The sequence below is a fragment of the Dulcicalothrix desertica PCC 7102 genome (genome assembly GCF_003991905.1).
GTDB classification, from domain to species: domain Bacteria; phylum Cyanobacteriota; class Cyanobacteriia; order Cyanobacteriales; family Nostocaceae; genus Dulcicalothrix; species Dulcicalothrix desertica.
Window position 1 is genome coordinate 23,641 of record NZ_RSCL01000042.1, and the last position, 18,223, is coordinate 41,863.

Below are 18,223 nucleotides of genomic sequence, written 5' to 3' on the forward strand. Positions count from 1 at the left end.
TATTTATCTTCTCTTTCTTCGCGTCCTTTGCGTCTTTGCGGTTATTTTTTTAACGAACCGCTAAGGACGCAAAGTACGCTAAGGGGAAGATTTTAGTTCTATTCCTTGTTGTATTAATGTCAGTGCCTCATCTTCTGTAAGCTGCTCAATATCTGCTAAAGCTTTAGCCAGTTCTTCTTGTTCTGCCTGCTCAGACATTTTTTGTACGAGAATCTCAGCGATTTTAGCTATAGTTGGCTCATCAAAGAAGCTTTTATAGGGCAGTTCTATCTCGAATGATTTACGCAGTCGAGATAGGACAACAGTGGCAAGTAAAGAATCTCCTCCCAACTCAAAAAAGTTATCGTAAATACCTACCTGTTCAATACCAAAAGTTTCTTGCCAAATATCGGCTAAAGTGTTCTCAATCTCGTTACTCGGAGGAACATAAGCATTCGCTAGGTTAGGACGCTTGTGAGTTGATTTAGCTTGGCTAGCCTTACTAAATTCTTCTTCTAAAGAATTGAGCGTCGAGTGCAAATTAATTAGGTTTCGATTAATCAACTCATTAAAATCGCTGTTTGAGACAACTATCTGAGGCACTGTGCTACTATACAAAATACGCTTTAATGCCTCCATGCCCTCTTCAAGCGTTAAACCTGATTGTTCAAGTGTTAATCCTTGTGACACACGTTCTAAGTTTGCCTTAGCTATCCATTCAGGTGTCTTCCATCTATTCCAATTTATCGATTTAATCAACCTGCTGTGTTTAGAAGCACTATAGTGAGCAAATGCATCAAGAAAGGCACATGTAGCAGTATATTCAGCTTGTCCAATTCCACCTAAAATTGAAGCTTGAGATGAAGTCAGTATCAAAAAATCTAAATCGACATCTTGGAATATTTGGTTTAGCACTAAAGTGCCAAGAATTTTGGGTGAAAAAACAATTCCTCTTGTTGAAAGCGTTGTTTGTGCAATTAATTCTTGTTTGTCTTCAGCAGCATTATGGATAACCCCATGAATTTGACCAAATCGATTTTTGGCTTGAGTAATTGCTGCTTCCATTTGTTCTCGCTCAGTAACGTCGGCGTTCAGCACCAAAATCTCTGCACCTAACGCCTCAAGTGCCTGTATTTTCCGAATTTTACAACTAATGCTATCATCCGGCTCATGACTTGAGAGCCATTGTAACCACTCGTCTCGCTCAGGGAAGACAGAGCGTCCTATCAATATTAGCTTTGCGTGTACTGTTTTTGCCAAATATTCTGCATTAAATAGACCAACACCCCCCAATCCACCTGTAATTAAATAAACTCCTCCTTCTCTTAACTGCGGTGTTTCTTCTACGGTTTCATTCAAGCGGACGGGTTCAAAAGTCTGTACCCAACGATGAAGACCACGGTAGGCTACAACTCGATCTGATAATTCGCTCTTTAGTTCTGCTAGCAATTGATTTACAAGTTTTTTGTTTTGCCAATTTTCTGTTTTGGGAATAACATCAATATCAATGCTACGACAGAGAATGTTTCGGTACTCTTGCTCAATAACTTTACATGCTCCCAACACAAAAGCTTTTTCTGGACACATTAACTCCGAGCTTGTCACTTCTTGCATATTGTTTGAGACAATTGCAATTTCCAGGGAATGTGTTTGATTATTTTCACTAAGCGCTTGCGTTAAAAATAGCAAGCTGTAGAAGCTTTCGTATTGAGAATTTTCTAAGGAATCAATTGATAATTCTTCAAGGTTTGGTGTAACGCTCCATAAATGAACAATCGTTTTTGGAATTAAGTTCAGTGTGCGGAGTTCCTTAAATAGTTTATTATAATCATCCTGATGTTGAGGGTTTATTCTATATACCCGTTGAGGAAATTCGCTGTCTTGACTAAATTGCTCTCCTACTTTGACAGTAATTATATCTTGACCTAATGATGCAAGTTGTTGTGTAATTTCTTCACCTAAGCCGTACTCATCAGTAAACACTAACCAGCATCCCGGCTTTGTTTGAACTTTTACGTCAAAACGCTGCGGCGCCATCGTGCGTTTCCATGATGGAACATAAAACCAATCGGCAATGTCAGGTTTTTGCTCTAATGATTGAGGTATTTGGTCAGCATTTTTTGGAACTAATACAGTAAATGCTGAAGGTGTAGATAAATTTGTTAACGTCGAAGCTTGAGCTACTAAAACATCGTGCCCAAAAGCTTCAGTTTCAGATAAAGTTACTACCTCAACAAATCCACTATCGCGTAGTGCTTTATGCCACTGCTCTTTTGATAAAAATGGATTTCCTTGGCTGCGTTCTTCATCAGTAATCGGATTCATTAGCAACCCGTCTGTTATGTCAAATGATACTTCAGGTTGTGTAATTTCCCAGAGTAGTAACAACCCTCCAGGCGCCAACAAAGAGCGTACATGCTCTAAAGTTTGTGTCATGTTTCGGGTTACGTGCAGCACATTCACAGCTATCACGACATCAAAGCTGTGTGTTGAGTAGCCTTGCTCAGTTGGAGGTTGCTCAATGTCTAACAAGCGATATTCAACAAAGGGATAGGCACCAAATTTCTGTTGGGCTAATCGTAGGAACAAACTGCCTACGTCCGTAAAAGTGTAGTTAGTTTGTGGTGGCAATATTGGCAGCAAAGCTTCTGTAGCTATCCCCTGTCCACCGCCAATTTCCAAAATTCTAAGATTCACGTCTGGGGGCAATAACTTTACTACCTGTTCCAGACTAGTCTTGATTATATCTTTATAGTATTCGTATAAAGGTAACTTTTGATTTAAATTTTCTGTGTTTTGAGTCGAGCCTGCATACAATTCTAACGGTTCTTTTTCTCCAGTTAGTACACTTTCAAGATTTTCTCCACAGTGCTGAACAATATCTACAACTTCGGGTGTGTCAGCAAATTTGCTTCTGACTTCTTTTAAAAGAGCATTAAGAGAGTCATCAGAAAATGGCACAAAATTAGTAAATAAATCCTGGTCTTTATGCAGTTGACTTTGCTCTACTAATATATTAAGCCAACGACATAACAATTGACGGTAGCGAGGAATAATTTGACATTTCTCAAACAACTGCTCAATAGAATAGTTTTTATTAGGATTACTAAAAACACCACTATGGTTTAGATAAAGGTTTATATAGGCAGCGCATAACCGATCCAAGCAGTGTTGATTCGCCAGATAAGTTTGCTCATCAAATCCCTTAATTTCTGCACGAGCTTGGCTTTGAGCAGCTTTTACCAATTTCGACAGAATCGAATTGGGACTGCAAAAGCTGTGTTTGCTGTCGCTTGTTCGTTGTACCTGTTGCTGTGGTTCAATCCAGTAACGCTGACGTTCAAAAGGATACGTCGGTAAAGGGATACGATGACGCTGTTCATAAGCATAAAAACCAGACCAATCGATCTTAACCCCAAACAGCCAGAGGCGCCCCAAAGTATTGAGAATAAATGCTACATCTGAATGTTGTTCTTGGGGATGGCGCAGTGATGTTAACGCTACCAGTTCTTGAGTTTGATGCTGAAGAGCAAAGCTGCTCAAAGTTCGTCCTGGACCTACCTCTAGTAATATGCGTTCTGGCTCTTTGAGTATCTCAACAATTCCTTCGTTAAAACGTACTGTTTGTCTCAAATGTTTCGCCCAATAGTTGGGGTCTGTTGCTTCGGCTGCTGTAATCCAAGTTCCACTAACGTTGGAGACAAACGGAATTTTTGGGGGATTAAGTGCAACGTTTAACAATTGGGTAAATGGCTCAATGATGGGTTCCATCATTTGGGAATGAAAAGCATGGGAAACATGCAGGCGCCGACATATTACATTTTTTTGTTCTAAGTGCTGTTGCAATTGTTCCACCGCTTCGGTTGTACCCGACACCACGCAGTAGGAAGGTCCATTGCTTGCAGCTAAGGATAGTTCTGGCGCCAACAGGGGTTTTACTTCCTGTTCGGAAAGTTGAACCGATAGCATTGCACCACTCTTGCACTGCTGCATCAGTTTTCCTCTATTCGCCACTATTATAAGGGCATCTTCGAGTGAGAAAACCCCAGCTAATGTAGCAGCGACATATTCGCCAATGCTATGACCAATCATTGCCTCCGGATGCACACCCCACGCCATCCACAACTGAGCGAGGGCGTACTCAATTACAAACAGCGCTGGTTGGGCAATGGCGGTTTGTTGTAACAACTGTGTCGCCTCATCAACTTTTTGTTCGGGATATAACACAGTTCGCAAATCCAGACCAATGTGAAGTTTGAGGAGTTCGCAGCACTTATCAACTTGCTCTTTAAAAATAGGCTCACTCTCGTAGAGTGATCTGCCCATATTAACGTATTGCGCCCCTTGTCCAGAAAACATAAATATAACAGGTCGTTCTTTAGAATCTTGGAAGTTGTTTAAAACTCGTTTTGAATCTAAAGTTTTGAGTGCTGTAACTGCATCATCAAAATTCTCACAAATAACTAGTCTTCGATGACTAAAAGCACTACGACCAATATTTAGCGTATAAGCAACATCAGCGAGATTGAGATCGGGGTGTTTTTGATCGGTGTGTTTTTGATCGGTGTGTTTTTGATCGGGGTGTTTTTGTAGATGCTCAACTAAATTTTTAGTTGCATCTTCAAGAGCGGAGCTAGTTTTTGCTGATAGCAATAACAGTTGCCAAGGTCTAGATTTTCCAGAGGGTTTATCAAAACACGCTTCTTCTATAACAACATGGCTGTTAGTGCCGCCAATGCCAAAAGAACTGACGCCAGCACGGCGCGGAGTTTTATCTGTTTTCCATTCAGACAATGTAGTATTAACATAAAAAGGGCTATTTGCAAAATCTATCTTTGGATTTGGTTTTTCAAAGTGCAGGCTGGGCGGAATCATCTTGTGTTTGAGTGCCAAGACAGTTTTAATTAGACCTGTTACACCAGCCGCTGCATCTAAATGTCCAATATTAGTTTTTACCGAACCGATAGCACAAAACCCTTTTTTCTCGGTAGTCACACGAAAAGCTTTTGTTAAAGCTGCAATTTCAATGGGGTCTCCCAAAACTGTGCCGGTTCCATGAGTTTCTACATAAGTGATTGTTTCTGCTTCTACCCCAGCTATTGCTTGCGCTTCGGAAATGACCGCTTTCTGACCATCTACACTAGGCGCCGTATAGCCAACTTTTACAGAACCGTCATTATTAATAGCAGAACCTTTGATTATTGCATGGATGCAATCGCCATCGGTAATTGCATCTGCCAGCCGCTTCAAAACTACAATTCCAACTCCACTACCGTTGACAGTTCCTTGAGCGTTAGCATCAAAAGCGCGACAGTGCCCATCAGGAGAAAGAATCATACCCTCTTGATACAAATAACCAATTTCTTGGGGTATGTTAATGGAAATGCCACCTGCCAAAGCAATATCGCATTCTCCATTTAATAAACTCTGGCAAGCCAAATGGACGGCAACTAATGAAGTAGAACAAGCAGTTTGAATAGTAATACTTGGACCAGTGAGGTTGAGTTTGTAAGAAACACGTGTAGAGAGAAAATCTTTATCGTTTGTAATTGTCGCTTGGTAAATAGCCGTTGGTTCGCTAAGGTCAAGATTTGACAACAGGTTATTTAGCAAGTAAGTATTCATTCCTACACCTGCATAAATACCAATCGCACCATTATAAGTTTCTGTATTGTAACCAGCACTTTCAATTGCGTTCCAAGCACACTCCAAAAAAATACGGTGTTGTGGATCGGTCATTTCAGCTTCTCTGGCTCTAAAGCCAAAGAAAGAAGCATCAAACAGATCGATGTCTGGTAAAATAGCATTTGCTTTAACGTAATTAGAGTTATTTAGCACAGCAGGGTTTACACCTGAAGAATTTAATTCTTCATCTGAGAAAAATGAAATAGATTCTACTCCGTGCTGTAAATTTCGCCAGAACTCGTCAATGTCTTTAGCTCCAGGAAAACGACCAGTCATACCAATAATAGCTATTTCTGAAGGATTTAAAAAATCATTATTTAAATCATTGGTTAAAGGAAGAGATGGTTTATTCATTTGGAACTCCTTTCGCGTTAGTTTGCGCTCTGTGCGTTTGCCTAAGTTGTTTTTGTTGATTCCTCAAAGTTTGGCGGTCGCTGCGAATTTCAAGGCGAGAGCGGTTTTCTGAAACAATTTCTTCGCTGTGTTTGTTACTTAAGTATTTAGCTAACGTGTGTATACTTGGATACTTAAACATGTCAAGAATTGAAATATTGTCCAATATTGCTATTAATCTGCTGTGTATTTGAACCATGAGTAATGAATGTCCTCCTAGTTCAAAAAAATTGTCATAAATACCAACTTTTTCTACCTGAAGCATTTCTTGCCAAACAGCAGCAATTAAGCGCTCAATTTTTGTTTGCGGCATTACATAAGCCACATTTAACTCGGGGCGAAGACTTTCTGGTTCTGGCAACGCGCGGCGATTTATTTTACCATTGGGTAAGAAAGGCAAAGCTTCCAACATCACAAAAATTGCAGGAATCATATATTCAGGCAATTTTTCATTTAAAAAGTTCCGCAGTGTTGTAGTGGTTAAAGCTTGCTTCTTGGGAACAACATAAGCTATTAAACATTTATCGTTAAGTTGGTTTTCCTGAACAATAACCACAGCTTGTGCTACTTCTGGATGTTGAGTTAAAATTGCCTCAATTTCTGGAAGTTCAATGCGGAAACCGCGAATTTTGACTTGATTATCAATGCGACCAAGAAACTCAATGTTGCCGTCGCTCATGTAGCGAACTAAGTCTCCAGTTTTGTAGAGTCGCGCTCCAGGTTCATTGCTAAAGGGATTGGGAATAAACTTTTGAGCCGTCAACTCTGGGTGGTTAAGATAACCTCTAGCTAAACCGAAGCCACCAATATGTAATTCACCTGGTACTCCAATAGGAACTGATTGGAGATTATTATCGAGAATATAGGTTTGCGTATTGGCAATAGAGCGACCAATCGGTACGCAATGAGCTATGTCTTTTTCAGCACAGGGTACAGGTTGATAAAGTGTGGCGGTAATTGTAGTTTCGGTTGGACCATAAGCATTGTACCATTTAACATTAGTTCCAACCTGCTGGCGCCAAAAAGCTAATTGCTCTGGTTGAGTTTTTTCCATTCCCACCACTACCAAGCGCACGCTTTTTGGGCAATACACATCTAATTGAGACAATGCTCTCGTCCACTCAAGCCAGTATGGTGTTGGAAGGTTCAACACTGTCAGCTTTTCTTTTTCTACAAATTGGACAAAATCTACAATCGAGGTAAATATCCTGTCGGGTCGCATCACCATTGTTGCACCACTCAACAGGGGGGGGAAAATTTCTTCGCCAGCTTGATCGAAGCTGAATACAGCAAACTCTAAAGTTCTATCATTACTATTAATATCATATTTCTTGGCGATAGCGCAACTATGGTTGCTCAAACTAGAGTGTTGAATCAATACTCCCTTGGGCTTACCTGTAGACCCCGAAGTGTAGATAACATAAGCTAAGTTTTCTGGATGAACAGCACATCGAGGATTGTCCGATTTATGTTGCGATATTGTACCCCAATCTCTATCTATGCAAACTTTATGCAACTCACTCTCAGGGAGTTGAGGTAGTAATTTTTCCTGAGTTAGTAACACTCTCAACTGCGAGTCATTGAGAATTGAATGCCAACGCTGTTTAGGTAATTGTGGGTCTAGCGGGATATAAGCTCCACCTGCTTTCAGAACACCCAAAAATGCAACCAATATTTCTATAGAACGGTCAATGCAAATACCTACTAGTTGTTCAGGTTTTACACCCAGTTGCTGTAAATAGTGCGCTAATTTGTTCGCGCGCGTGTTTAACTCTCGATAAGTAATTTGCAAATCTTCAAATACTACAGCCACAGCTTCTGGAGTTCGTTCCACTTGCTCTTCAAACAATTGATGTATGCATTTATCTTGAGGATAATTGCTTTGAGTTTGATTCCATTCTACCAACTGATGCCGCTCAAATGCAGTTAGCAGGGGCAATTTAGAAACTGGCTGCTCTGGATTAGCAACAATTTCCTCCAGCAAAGTTTGTAAATGTTCCGACATTCGGTATATGGTATCTGTATCAAACAAGTCAATGTTGTACTCAAGCGATGCGGCAAGTTCAAGCTCCACCTCAGCTATTGTCAGTGTCAAATCAAACTGAGCTATCCGTTGTTCCAGTCCTAAAGACTCCAGTTGCAAATCTCCCAAACTCATTTTAGCTCCCGTTTCGCCCAAAGCAAACGCTGTTAAGCCTTCGTCATGAAGCAAGTGCGCTTTCTGCATGACAAACATAACTTGGAACAGTGGAGATATACTGAGGTCTCTTGTTGGTTGTAATCGCTCAACTAAAAGCGCAAAGGGATAATCTTGGTGTTTAAAAGCATCTAGTACTTTGGAGCGTACTTGATTGAGAAACTCTTTAAATGTTGGATTTCCAGATAGATTTGCACGGCATACTATCGGGTTAACAAAATAACCAATTAATCCCGCTAACTCAGCTCGAACCCTACCCCCTGTTGGCGAACCAACCAATAAATCTTCTTGACCCGTGTAGCGCAGCAATAGCACCTGAAAAGCTGCGAGTAAGGTCGTGTAAAGAGTAGTACCGTGAGCGCGGCTTAATGCTTTGAGCTTAGACGTTAATTCTGCATTTAACTTGAAGGACTGGGAAGCACCTTGATATGTTTGAACAGGAGGTCGAGGCCGGTCGGTAGGTAAATTCAGCGTCGGCAACTCTCCTGCAAGCTGTTTCTGCCAATAAGCCCAGTGTTTCGCTCCTTCTGCGTTTGCCAGCATTTGTACTGAAGCGTGCGCGTAATCAGTATACTGCAATTCTAAAGGCGCCAGTGCTGCTGTTGTGCCATCTTTTTCTGCCTGATAAAGTTTTCCCATCTCCTGTAGGAGTACTGACAAAGACCAGAAGTCAGCAATAATGTGATGTACAACTAGCAGTAAGATATATTCATTGGTTGAACGAGTGAATAAATTGACTCGCAGTAAAGGACCTTGCTTTAAATCAAAGGGTCGGTAAGCATCTTCAACAAGGCGATTATTAAGGAATGTCTCGCTCCAAGCAGATGCATTTTCTACCTGGAAGTAAACCTGTTTAAAATTGTGAACCTGTTGTTTAGGTTCGCCATCAGGCGCCATAAAAGTCGTCCTTAAGGCAGGATGGCGATCTACCAATTTCTGAAACGCGCGTTGCAAAGCAGGAATATCCAAATCTGCTTTTATGCGTATAGGCGCCGCAATATTGTAAGCAGGACTATCGGGTGTTAACTGGTGCAGAAACCACAGAGAGCGTTGCCCATAGGAGAGGGGGTATTCAGCATTAGCTTGCTGAATTGGAACAAGAGCAGTTTCTAAGGTAGGGCTACTTGCTGTAAATTGATTAAGTATTTCAATCGCTATCTGGGCAGTGCCAGAACTTTCGAGGAAACTGGTCATTGGTAAAATTACACCAAAGCTAGTTTCAATCTCGTTTTTTAGCTCGACAGCCATCAAAGAATCAAAACCTAAAGTGGTGAGAGGCTGGTGTTGGTCTAATTGAGAAGGCGCCACTTTGAGTACCTGAGCCACTCGCTTTTGAAGGTAAGATAAAAGCCACCCCTGTTGATCTTCTAATTGCATTGCTAGAAGAGTTTCCCGGTCTAGTTTATTTATACTATCGACTAGATAAGAATCTTCTAAAATGCTACTACCTACAATATCTAAACTTTCATCAAGAAAGCCAACTTTGCAAGCATGGCGCTGAATTTTACCACTAGAAGTTTTTGGGATACTTGCAGTTCTGAGCAATAAAACAGCATAAGCTTGTATCTCGTGCTGCTGTGATATTGCCGAGCGGATGGCCCCAACTACTTCATCCACATTTAGCTGACGCAAGTAACTTCGCTCTACCTCACAAGCAACAACCAATTTTTCCTCGCCATTAACTTCAACCCCAAATGACGCACTACAACCAAATCGCAGTCCTGGATGGCTCTTTTCGAGTGTAAGTTCAATATCTTGAGGATAATAATTGCGCCCGCGAATAATAATTATATCTTTCAAGCGACCTGTAACAAACAACTCTCCGTTTTGGAAAAATCCTAAATCTCCAGTTCGCAAAAATGAACCACTAGCTTTTGGCGCCGAATTCGCGTCAATAGCATCAGTATTTGCGATATCAGCATTGAAAATTTGTTCTGTTAGTTGCGGTTGATTCCAATACCCCTGAGCTACACTTGAACCTGAAACCCAAATCTCTCCCACTTGGTCAGATCGGCATTGGAGCATAGTTTTGGGGTCAACAATTGTAATTTTATCAAACAAAGTTAAACCACAACCCACAATTGTCCGGGAACCGACTTGATCTAATGTCGATGAAAGCACCTGGTTTTGTTCGAGGGCTGCTTCCTCAAGATTATATAAAACAGGAGGCGCCGTTTTTAAACCTCCAGAGACAAATAAAGTTGTCTCAGCCATCCCATAGCAGGGGTAAAATGCTGAGTAACGGAAACCACAATCAGCAAACTTACGAGCAAATTGTTGTAATGTCTCTGCACGAATAGGTTCAGAACCGTTGAAAGCAACTTCCCAACTGCTCAAATCAAGACTAGAGATTTGTTCGGGAGTAATCTTGTTTACGCACAGATCGTAAGCAAAATTTGGGCCACCACTAGTAGTTGCTTTATAGCGGGAAATAGCTTGCAGCCAACGAACGGGTTGCTGCAGAAAAGCTACAGGTGACATCAGAAAGCTTGGTATTCCTAAATACAAAGGCTGTAAGACGTTTCCAATCAGCCCCATATCATGGAATAGAGGTAGCCAGCCAACAAAGATAGTTTCCTTCGTATGCCCAAAAGCCATTTGAATCAGTCTTTCATTGTGTAATATATTACCGTGACTGACCATGACTCCCTTCGGCTTTCCTGTAGAACCGGAAGTGTACTGAAGAAAAGCTAAAGTATTTTTGCTTAATGTTGGTTCTTGCCAGAAACTACTCAAGTTTTTGTCTATTTCATCGGTTGCTAGCCAGCGTAACCCAGATATTTCTGAATTCAACGCCCATCGACTCTCTAGGTTCGCTAACTCTGAGGATATGGTGAGCGCAAAAGTCGCTTGGGCATCTACAACAATTGTCTCTAGCCTGGACATATTATGGTTTCGCCTCGGCGGGTAAGCGGGAACTGGTACAATTCCGGCATACAAACACCCAAAAAAAGCAATAATAAACTCTAGACTTGGCGGATAGAGCAGTAACGCGCGTTCGCCAGTAGTTCCAAGAGACTGGAGAGAAGCTGCAATCCCTTGTGCTTGTTGGTCTAATTCTCCATAAGTAAGGCTGCTTGATTCAATTTCTCCATCTTGTAAAAAAGTATAAGCAATTTTATCACCCTGGTATTGCCCTCGGTAGCGCAGAAGCTCAACTAAAGTTGAAAAGTTATACATGGTATTTTTTAAGTCATCTAACATCTAAGATTTCTCCATCTTCTGACGAAGACTAAGTGGTCTCATGTCAGTCCATACTTGCTTAACGTATTCTAGACATTCTTCTTTTAAACCAGTTTTACCTGCGTTGCACCAGCCGAGTGGGTTATCTCGCTCAGATGGCCAAATAGAATACTGTTCTTCGTGATTGACTACAACTTTATAAGTTGTTTTGTTTTCTTTGTCATCTATATTCATTATTACCTTCGGGTCGTTTCCTTGTAAAAGGGCATCTACCCTTATATTCGTATCGCTTCTAATGCTTATTCATTACTTCCCTTCCACAACCAACAAGGTTTTGTAACTGTGATTGTAAAGAAATGTAAAGAAATTATATAAAAATTTGTTTTTAGGAAAAATAAGTAGTAGCGTGATGTTATAACGTTAATAGCAGCGTTTCCAAGTTTGACTCAGTAGGTCAATAGTATTAACAAAAAGTATCTGCTGTAATTAATATCTTAGAGACTTTTTAGGGTATAAAACTCTTCTTCTTTGCACAAAGGGTAGCTTGCTACAGATGTCCAAGTTTTGCTTTCCCAGTAGCAGCGCGCTCATTGTTATAAGTCTTTAGTACCACTAACCATACTATCACGAAACAGAAGAGACTCTTCGTCAGTTTGATATTGACATTGCTAGGAAAACTTCTAGTTAATAATCAACACTGAGTAACGATGCATTAACAGTATACTCCATTTACTTAATACAGTCATATGTTACACAACGACTTAAACATTGCTCAAAGTAAACAACCTGGCTTTTTGATGAATGTGCCATTCTCTCTATCTACTGAGTTTCCGAATAATGCGTGGATGCTAGACTTAGAGCCTGATGAATTGGTGATTGATAAAGAAAAAACTTTATCCCAGTTCATGTCATTGTACAGTTTCATGTCACGTTATGCCGTTGTTTACTTGCTTCCAAGCGTTCCTGGACTTCAAGACCAGACTTACGTAGCTAACTTAGGGATTGTACTGCCACATACACCAGAAAAAACAGTTGTCATCTCTAATTTTTATTCCGAACCAAGACGGAATGAGAGCGAGATTGGACGTGACTTTTTCAAGCTAATGAAATTCTCCATTCAAGATGCTCCTGAATATTTCGAGGGTGAGGCGGATTTAAAGCATATACGAGATAACGTTTACGTTGGTGCATACGGTCTTCGCACATCAAAAAATGCATTAGACTGGTTTAGCAGAACTTTTGACATGAAAGTTATTCCCTTGTTGATGCAAGATGAATATCTGTATCATTTAGACTGTTGTGTTTTACCACTTTCTCCGGAACATTTAGCAGTATGTACAGAAATTGTAGATAAAGAGACTTTACATGAATTAGAAAAGTATACTTGTATTCACGATGTAAGTGTTGATGATGCGTATAGTGGGTTAACTAACAGTATAGTGTTAGGAAAACATCTACTTTGTGCATCTCATATTCAAGACCTTTCTCCCTCTCATGAAGATTATGAATACGAGAAGAACAAAATAGAATCAGTTAGCTCACTATGTTCTTCTTTAGGTATGGAACCAGTTTTCTTTAATCTGTCAGAATTTTGCAAATCTGGCGCCCTTTTATCCTGTCTAGTTATGCACCTCAACCGCAATAATTACATAATGGGTGAATCGCTTAACGAAGCTGGCAATGTTAAAGTTTTTCAGTTCGAGTCTCAGCAAGAATTAGTCGCTCTTTAAACCGACATTTTGCACTATCGTAGGGTCGTCACTGACGACCTTACCCAAGCTAACAATAAATTACCAAAGGTTAAATCATGGATATAAATATGAATCAGGAATACTTTCCACATTTTTCTGATGTGCGTTCCCTTGTTAAAACTTTACAGCCAAATTACCCAGTTTATTGTGTAAGACCAAAGTTTATTCAGCAGACAGCAGAAAATTTTATCTCTCAATTTGCAGGGACTGTAATGTACGCAGTAAAATGTAACCCTCATCCACTTGTTTTAAACGCTTTATCTTCTGGTGGAATCAAACAATTCGATGTAGCATCACAGTCAGAAATCGCGCAAATATTTAATACTTATCGCACTAGCCCGCATTTTATGCATCCTGTCAAGAATCGCGAAGCTATAAGAATTGCTTACTTCAAGTATGGAGTAAGGTACTATGCAGTTGACCATCTAGATGAGCTTGAGAAAATAGTTCAAGAAATAGGAACGGATCCTAATGTTGTTATAGTGACACGTGTTAAGACTCCAGAATCTGATAGCTGTCTTTATCACCTTGCTAAAAAATTTGGAGCAGAACCAGAAGAAGCAGCTAAATTGATGCAAACAACTGAAAAATATGGATTGAAAGCAGGTATTACTTTTCATGTCGGTTCTCAGTGTACTGACCCAAAACTTTACGGCAAAGCCCTAAATATTGTGGGCGAAGTGTTAGACTATGCTAATATAGAGCCAACGTGTGTTGATGTGGGAGGTGGATTTCCCGCAGCTTATCCAGGTACAAAGGTGGCGCCTTTGGAAAAATATATGCTGGAAATCAAAAATGGTTTAGATCGAATTAATTTAGCATCGTCCGTTCAAATCTTAGCAGAGCCTGGTCGCGCGTTAGTAGCATCTGGCTGTTCTTTAATAGTACAAGTGTTGCTGCGAAAGTCTAATCAACTTTACATCAACGATGGTATTTTCGGCGCCTTGTCTGAGTTACTAGACTCTGAGACTGTTTTATTATCCCAGCTAATTCGTCCAGATGATTCCGTTTCTGATGAGTTGGAGGAATTTTCTATATGTGGTGTTACTTGTGATTCGACTGATATGATACCATGTAATTTTAAACTACCAAAAGACGTGCGTGAAGGAGATTGGATTGAAATCGATCAAGTGGGCGCGTATTCCAATGCATTATCAACACGGTTTAATGGTTTTTATTCTAAATCTTTTGCTTGTGTATATGACGAACCAATGAGCGTCTGCAGTAGTAAAAATAAAAATAAAAATAAAAATAATTTTTCCCGTCAAAAAAATAAGTTGAAACAAATAAAAGAAATGAAAGAAATATGCATCTGATTCCAGATTGGGAAACTGACCATGTCACTTTGGTATTACCAACAGTTTACATGGACATTTATAACGATTATCTTTGTGAACTTGAACTATTTTATGCTGATTTTTTAGTTGAGATATCAAAGTTCGATAAAGTTACTTGTATTGTCCCCAATCAAGCACATCGTGAAAAAATGTCACGGCTAAGTGGGGTAAATCCATCAATCTTTTACATTTCCTGTGTTAAAGATATTTGGTTAAGGGATTTTACCCCAGTTCAACTAGATAAATGCTATGCCAAATTTATTTACAACCCTTCCTATTGTGCTAGTCATCTTAATGAAAGTACAGAACAATCATGTATGGAATATTTTAGGGTTGCCTCAGAAGGTAATGCTAATATAATACCTATAGATATATGCCTAGAGGGTGGTAATTTTATTTGTAACGGGCAAGGTACAGTAATTATGACAGAAAAGCTGTACTCTCGAAATAAAAGCAAATCTAGGGAAGAAATAGAAAGTTTACTAAAGAATAACCTGCCTATTGAAAAATTGGTAGTGATTCCTGTAGAGCCAGGTGATAGAACTGGACATATTGATGGCATGATCCGATGGCTTGATCGAGAACGAATTGTAATTAATGACTACAATTATGCGAATGTTCACTCGCGTAGATTTGTAGACAAATTACATGCATGTCTTGATAAGCATCTACCAAATGTTGAGAGAATTGAAATACCATACTGTCCTTCTCCTAATAAAACCTATGGTTGGTACAATGCATCAGGAAATTATATAAATTTCTTAAGAACGAAAAATATGGTATACGTACCAATTTATGGTATCCCAGAGGATGAAGATGCTAAAGAAAAATATAGCCAAATATTTGGAAAACACGTATGCTTTTTAGATGCAAATGCAATCGCTAAATACGGAGGCGTATTTAATTGCATCACCATTACATATAAATCAGGACTTATACCAATTTAATATAAAGCTGCAATTAATAAAATCCCCCCAGCCCCCCTTAATAAGGGGGGAGTAAGAATAATAATGTGCATCTTCATGTAAAAATAGTGTTGGTTGCTCCCGTCCTGAAAGATTAGCAAGTGATCAGGTACTTAGAAAAACATATGAATAACATAGTTGAAGTTAACAACCTCGTTAAACATTATTATGTACATGAGAAAGAAGCAGGGCTTAAAGGTAGCCTCAAATCTTTTTTTAATCGCAATAACAAAATTATCAAAGCTGTTGATAATATTTCTTTAAGAATTGCGCCAGGTGAAATAGTGGGTTTTTTAGGAAGCAACGGTTCTGGTAAAACAACAACGCTAAAAATGCTTTCTGGATTGCTACACCCAACTGAAGGTCAGATAAAAGTTGCTGGTTTTACACCTAAGTATCGGCAGCATGGATTTTTAAGTTCAATTACCTTAGTAATGGGTCAAAAACAGCAACTAGACTGGGACTTGTGTGCCGAAGACTCATTTTTACTTCATCAAGCAATTTATGAAATTCCCGATCGTACCTATCGACGGCGAGTAGCAGAAATGACTGAGATGTTGGAGCTTAAAGGTCTTTTAAACAAGCAAGTGCGTAAGCTGTCATTGGGTGAACGCATGAAGTGTGAATTAGCTATAGCCTTGTTGCACCAGCCCAAAATAGTTTTTCTCGATGAGCCAACTATTGGTTTAGATGTCAATATGCAACAGGCTGTACGTGAATTTATCGCTCAATACAACGAGTATTATGGTGCGACAATCATTCTGACCTCGCATTATATGGCAGACCTTACAGCCTTAGCCAAGCGTATTCTAGTCATTAACAGTGGGAAACTTATATTTGATGGAGATTTAAAAAGCTTTACAGAACAAAAAGCCCCTCACAAAGTGTTGAAGCTCCAGTTTATTGAGCCTCAACCAGCTCATATCTTGCGTCGATATGGCACTGTTCGCAGCCATGTTGCTAATATCGCAGAATTACTCGTCGAACACGTTGCAGTCACAAAGACAGCTGTAGAACTTCTGAAGAATCTTCCCGTCGCCGATATCAGTATCGAAGACATACCTATAGAAGAAGTTGTCCGTGAAGTATTCCGTAGTGGTCAAGTCAAACTGAAGCACAGTAATAATTTTGAAAAATCATGATGTATAAAATTTGGAAAGCTCGAGCTTTATTAGTCAATGCTTTCTCAGAAGCTACTGCATATAGGGTAGAGGTCGTAATTTGGCTCATATCTGGTTTTCTGCCTTTAATAATGATGTTTATTTGGATGGGGCTAGCAGAATCTGGTCCGATGGGTGATTATAGTGCAAAAAATTTTGCCACGTACTTCTTAATGGTTTTTTTCGTTACTCAGACAGTCGAAGTATCGACAATCCAAGATTTAAATAGTGACATTCGCTTAGGTTATATGTCATTTAAGTTACTACTGCCCCTTAATCCTTACTGGATGTATATGACAGCCAATTTAGGTGATCTGGTAGTACGTTTACCATTGCTTGTGCCATTTACACTAGCAGGCTTTTATATAGTAGGGGCATTATCTGACCTATCTATATTAAGCGTACTAGCATTTATTCCAGCTCTTGTAGCAGCTTGGTTAATTCACTTTAACATGAGCTTTAATCTCGGTTTATTGGCATTCTGGATTGATAAAGCAGACGTTACCCACGAACTTCTTTATACCCTACAGCTTATTTTAGGTGGTGCATTAGCACCTTTAGCTCTTTTTCCAAAAGTTTTACTGTCTGTACTGGCTTACACGCCGTTCCCTTACGTTATAGATTTTCCCATAAATGTGATACTTGGATTGCACGGGGTAGAGTTGGTTGAAGGGTTTATAATTCAGATTTTTTGGGTTGTTGTTTTAACTGCGTTATATCGGTTACTTTGGCGTAAAGGTCTTCAGAAATATTCGGCGGTGGGTTCATGAAGCGTTATCTAAAATTTTTACAAATCTTCGTAGCTAATTCGTTAAAATTAGAAACTGAGTACCGAGTTCAATTTGTTTTAAGTGCCTTAAATTCTTTGGTGATTTTAAGTGCAGGTTTCATTGTTATTCAAGTAATGTTTAATCATACTAAGTCAGTAGGGGGATGGTCGTTCTATGAAACTTTAGCAATTTTAGGTGTCTTTATGATTATTGAGTCCTTCATAAATTGTGTGGTTGAACCAAATCTGACTCAGATTCCTACAGACATCCATACAGGATATATGGATTTCAATTTACTTAAACCTGTAAATGGTCAGTTTTTAGTCTCTTTCTACCGCATAAACATCTGGAGTATTCTAGACCTTTTTTTAGGAGTAGGAGTTTTAAGTTATAGCATGATTATCTTGGGAACAGCTAACATTAAAAATTTCCTATTATCACTGATGTTACTTTTCTCCGGCGCCGTTATTATATATTCCGTTTGGTTTTTGCTTAGTATCACCTCCTTTTGGTTTGTAAAAGTCAGCCAAATTTCTGAGATATTTTTGACCTTTTTTTCAGCAGGACGTTTTCCAGCTTCGGCTTATCCTCGTTGGGCACGCCTTTTCTTAACTTTTATAGTACCAATTGTTTTCGCCACTACAGTCCCAGCTTCAGCAGCAGTAGGACGGCTAGATTGGAAAATGGCATTAGGAAGTTTGCTGCTCGCTGGAATCTTTTTGCTACTCAGCAATCTTGCTTGGCGTATAGCAGTAGCAAACTATACTAGTGCGAGTAGTTAAAAAGAAATACAATGGGATAGT

At 39.6% G+C, this 18,223-nt stretch carries 9 protein-coding genes; 6 read left to right on the forward strand and 3 right to left on the reverse strand.

Translation table 11 applies throughout. The features are described from left to right. Positions 1-78: 78 nt before the first annotated feature. The 3 genes from DSM106972_RS46200 to DSM106972_RS46210 are packed head-to-tail and all read right to left on the reverse strand — an operon-like array spanning position 79 to position 11,671. Positions 79-6,018 carry a type I polyketide synthase gene (locus DSM106972_RS46200; RefSeq protein WP_127087023.1) on the reverse strand — a complete coding sequence of 1,980 codons (5,940 nt, stop codon included), beginning with the start codon at positions 6,016-6,018 and terminating at the stop codon, positions 79-81. Then, positions 6,011-11,458 (reverse strand): non-ribosomal peptide synthetase, encoded by a 5,448-nt coding sequence (locus tag DSM106972_RS46205; protein ID WP_127087024.1) that lies wholly within the window; start codon positions 11,456-11,458, stop codon positions 6,011-6,013. The genes DSM106972_RS46200 and DSM106972_RS46205 overlap by 8 nt, the downstream gene beginning before the upstream one ends. Beyond that, positions 11,459-11,671, reverse strand: coding sequence for an MbtH family protein (locus DSM106972_RS46210; protein ID WP_127087025.1), 213 nt, complete (start codon positions 11,669-11,671; stop codon positions 11,459-11,461). A 512-nt stretch (positions 11,672-12,183) separates the two neighbouring features. Between DSM106972_RS46210 and DSM106972_RS46215 the strand changes: the two genes are divergently transcribed. From DSM106972_RS46215 to DSM106972_RS46240, 6 genes are all read left to right on the forward strand, one after another. After that, positions 12,184-13,167, forward strand: a complete 984-nt coding sequence (locus tag DSM106972_RS46215; protein WP_127087026.1) for a dimethylarginine dimethylaminohydrolase family protein — start codon at positions 12,184-12,186, stop codon at positions 13,165-13,167. 77 nt (positions 13,168-13,244) lie between these two features. Continuing rightward, complete coding sequence (locus tag DSM106972_RS46220; RefSeq protein ID WP_127087027.1) at positions 13,245-14,504, forward strand: type III PLP-dependent enzyme domain-containing protein; 1,260 nt, start codon at positions 13,245-13,247, stop codon at positions 14,502-14,504. After that, positions 14,495-15,472 carry an agmatine deiminase family protein gene (locus DSM106972_RS46225; RefSeq protein WP_127087028.1) on the forward strand — a complete coding sequence of 326 codons (978 nt, stop codon included), beginning with the start codon at positions 14,495-14,497 and terminating at the stop codon, positions 15,470-15,472. The genes DSM106972_RS46220 and DSM106972_RS46225 overlap by 10 nt, the downstream gene beginning before the upstream one ends. Positions 15,473-15,615: 143 nt before the next feature. Then, a complete protein-coding gene (locus DSM106972_RS46230; protein WP_127087029.1) occupies positions 15,616-16,632 on the forward strand; it encodes an ABC transporter ATP-binding protein in 1,017 nt (338 codons plus the stop codon). Further along, positions 16,629-17,420 (forward strand): ABC transporter permease, encoded by a 792-nt coding sequence (locus tag DSM106972_RS46235; RefSeq protein WP_127087030.1) that lies wholly within the window; start codon positions 16,629-16,631, stop codon positions 17,418-17,420. Before DSM106972_RS46230 ends, DSM106972_RS46235 begins: the two co-directional genes overlap by 4 nt. Beyond that, a complete protein-coding gene (locus DSM106972_RS46240) occupies positions 17,417-18,202 on the forward strand; it encodes an ABC transporter permease (RefSeq protein WP_127087031.1) in 786 nt (261 codons plus the stop codon). Before DSM106972_RS46235 ends, DSM106972_RS46240 begins: the two co-directional genes overlap by 4 nt. The last annotated feature ends 21 nt before the right edge of the window (positions 18,203-18,223 follow it).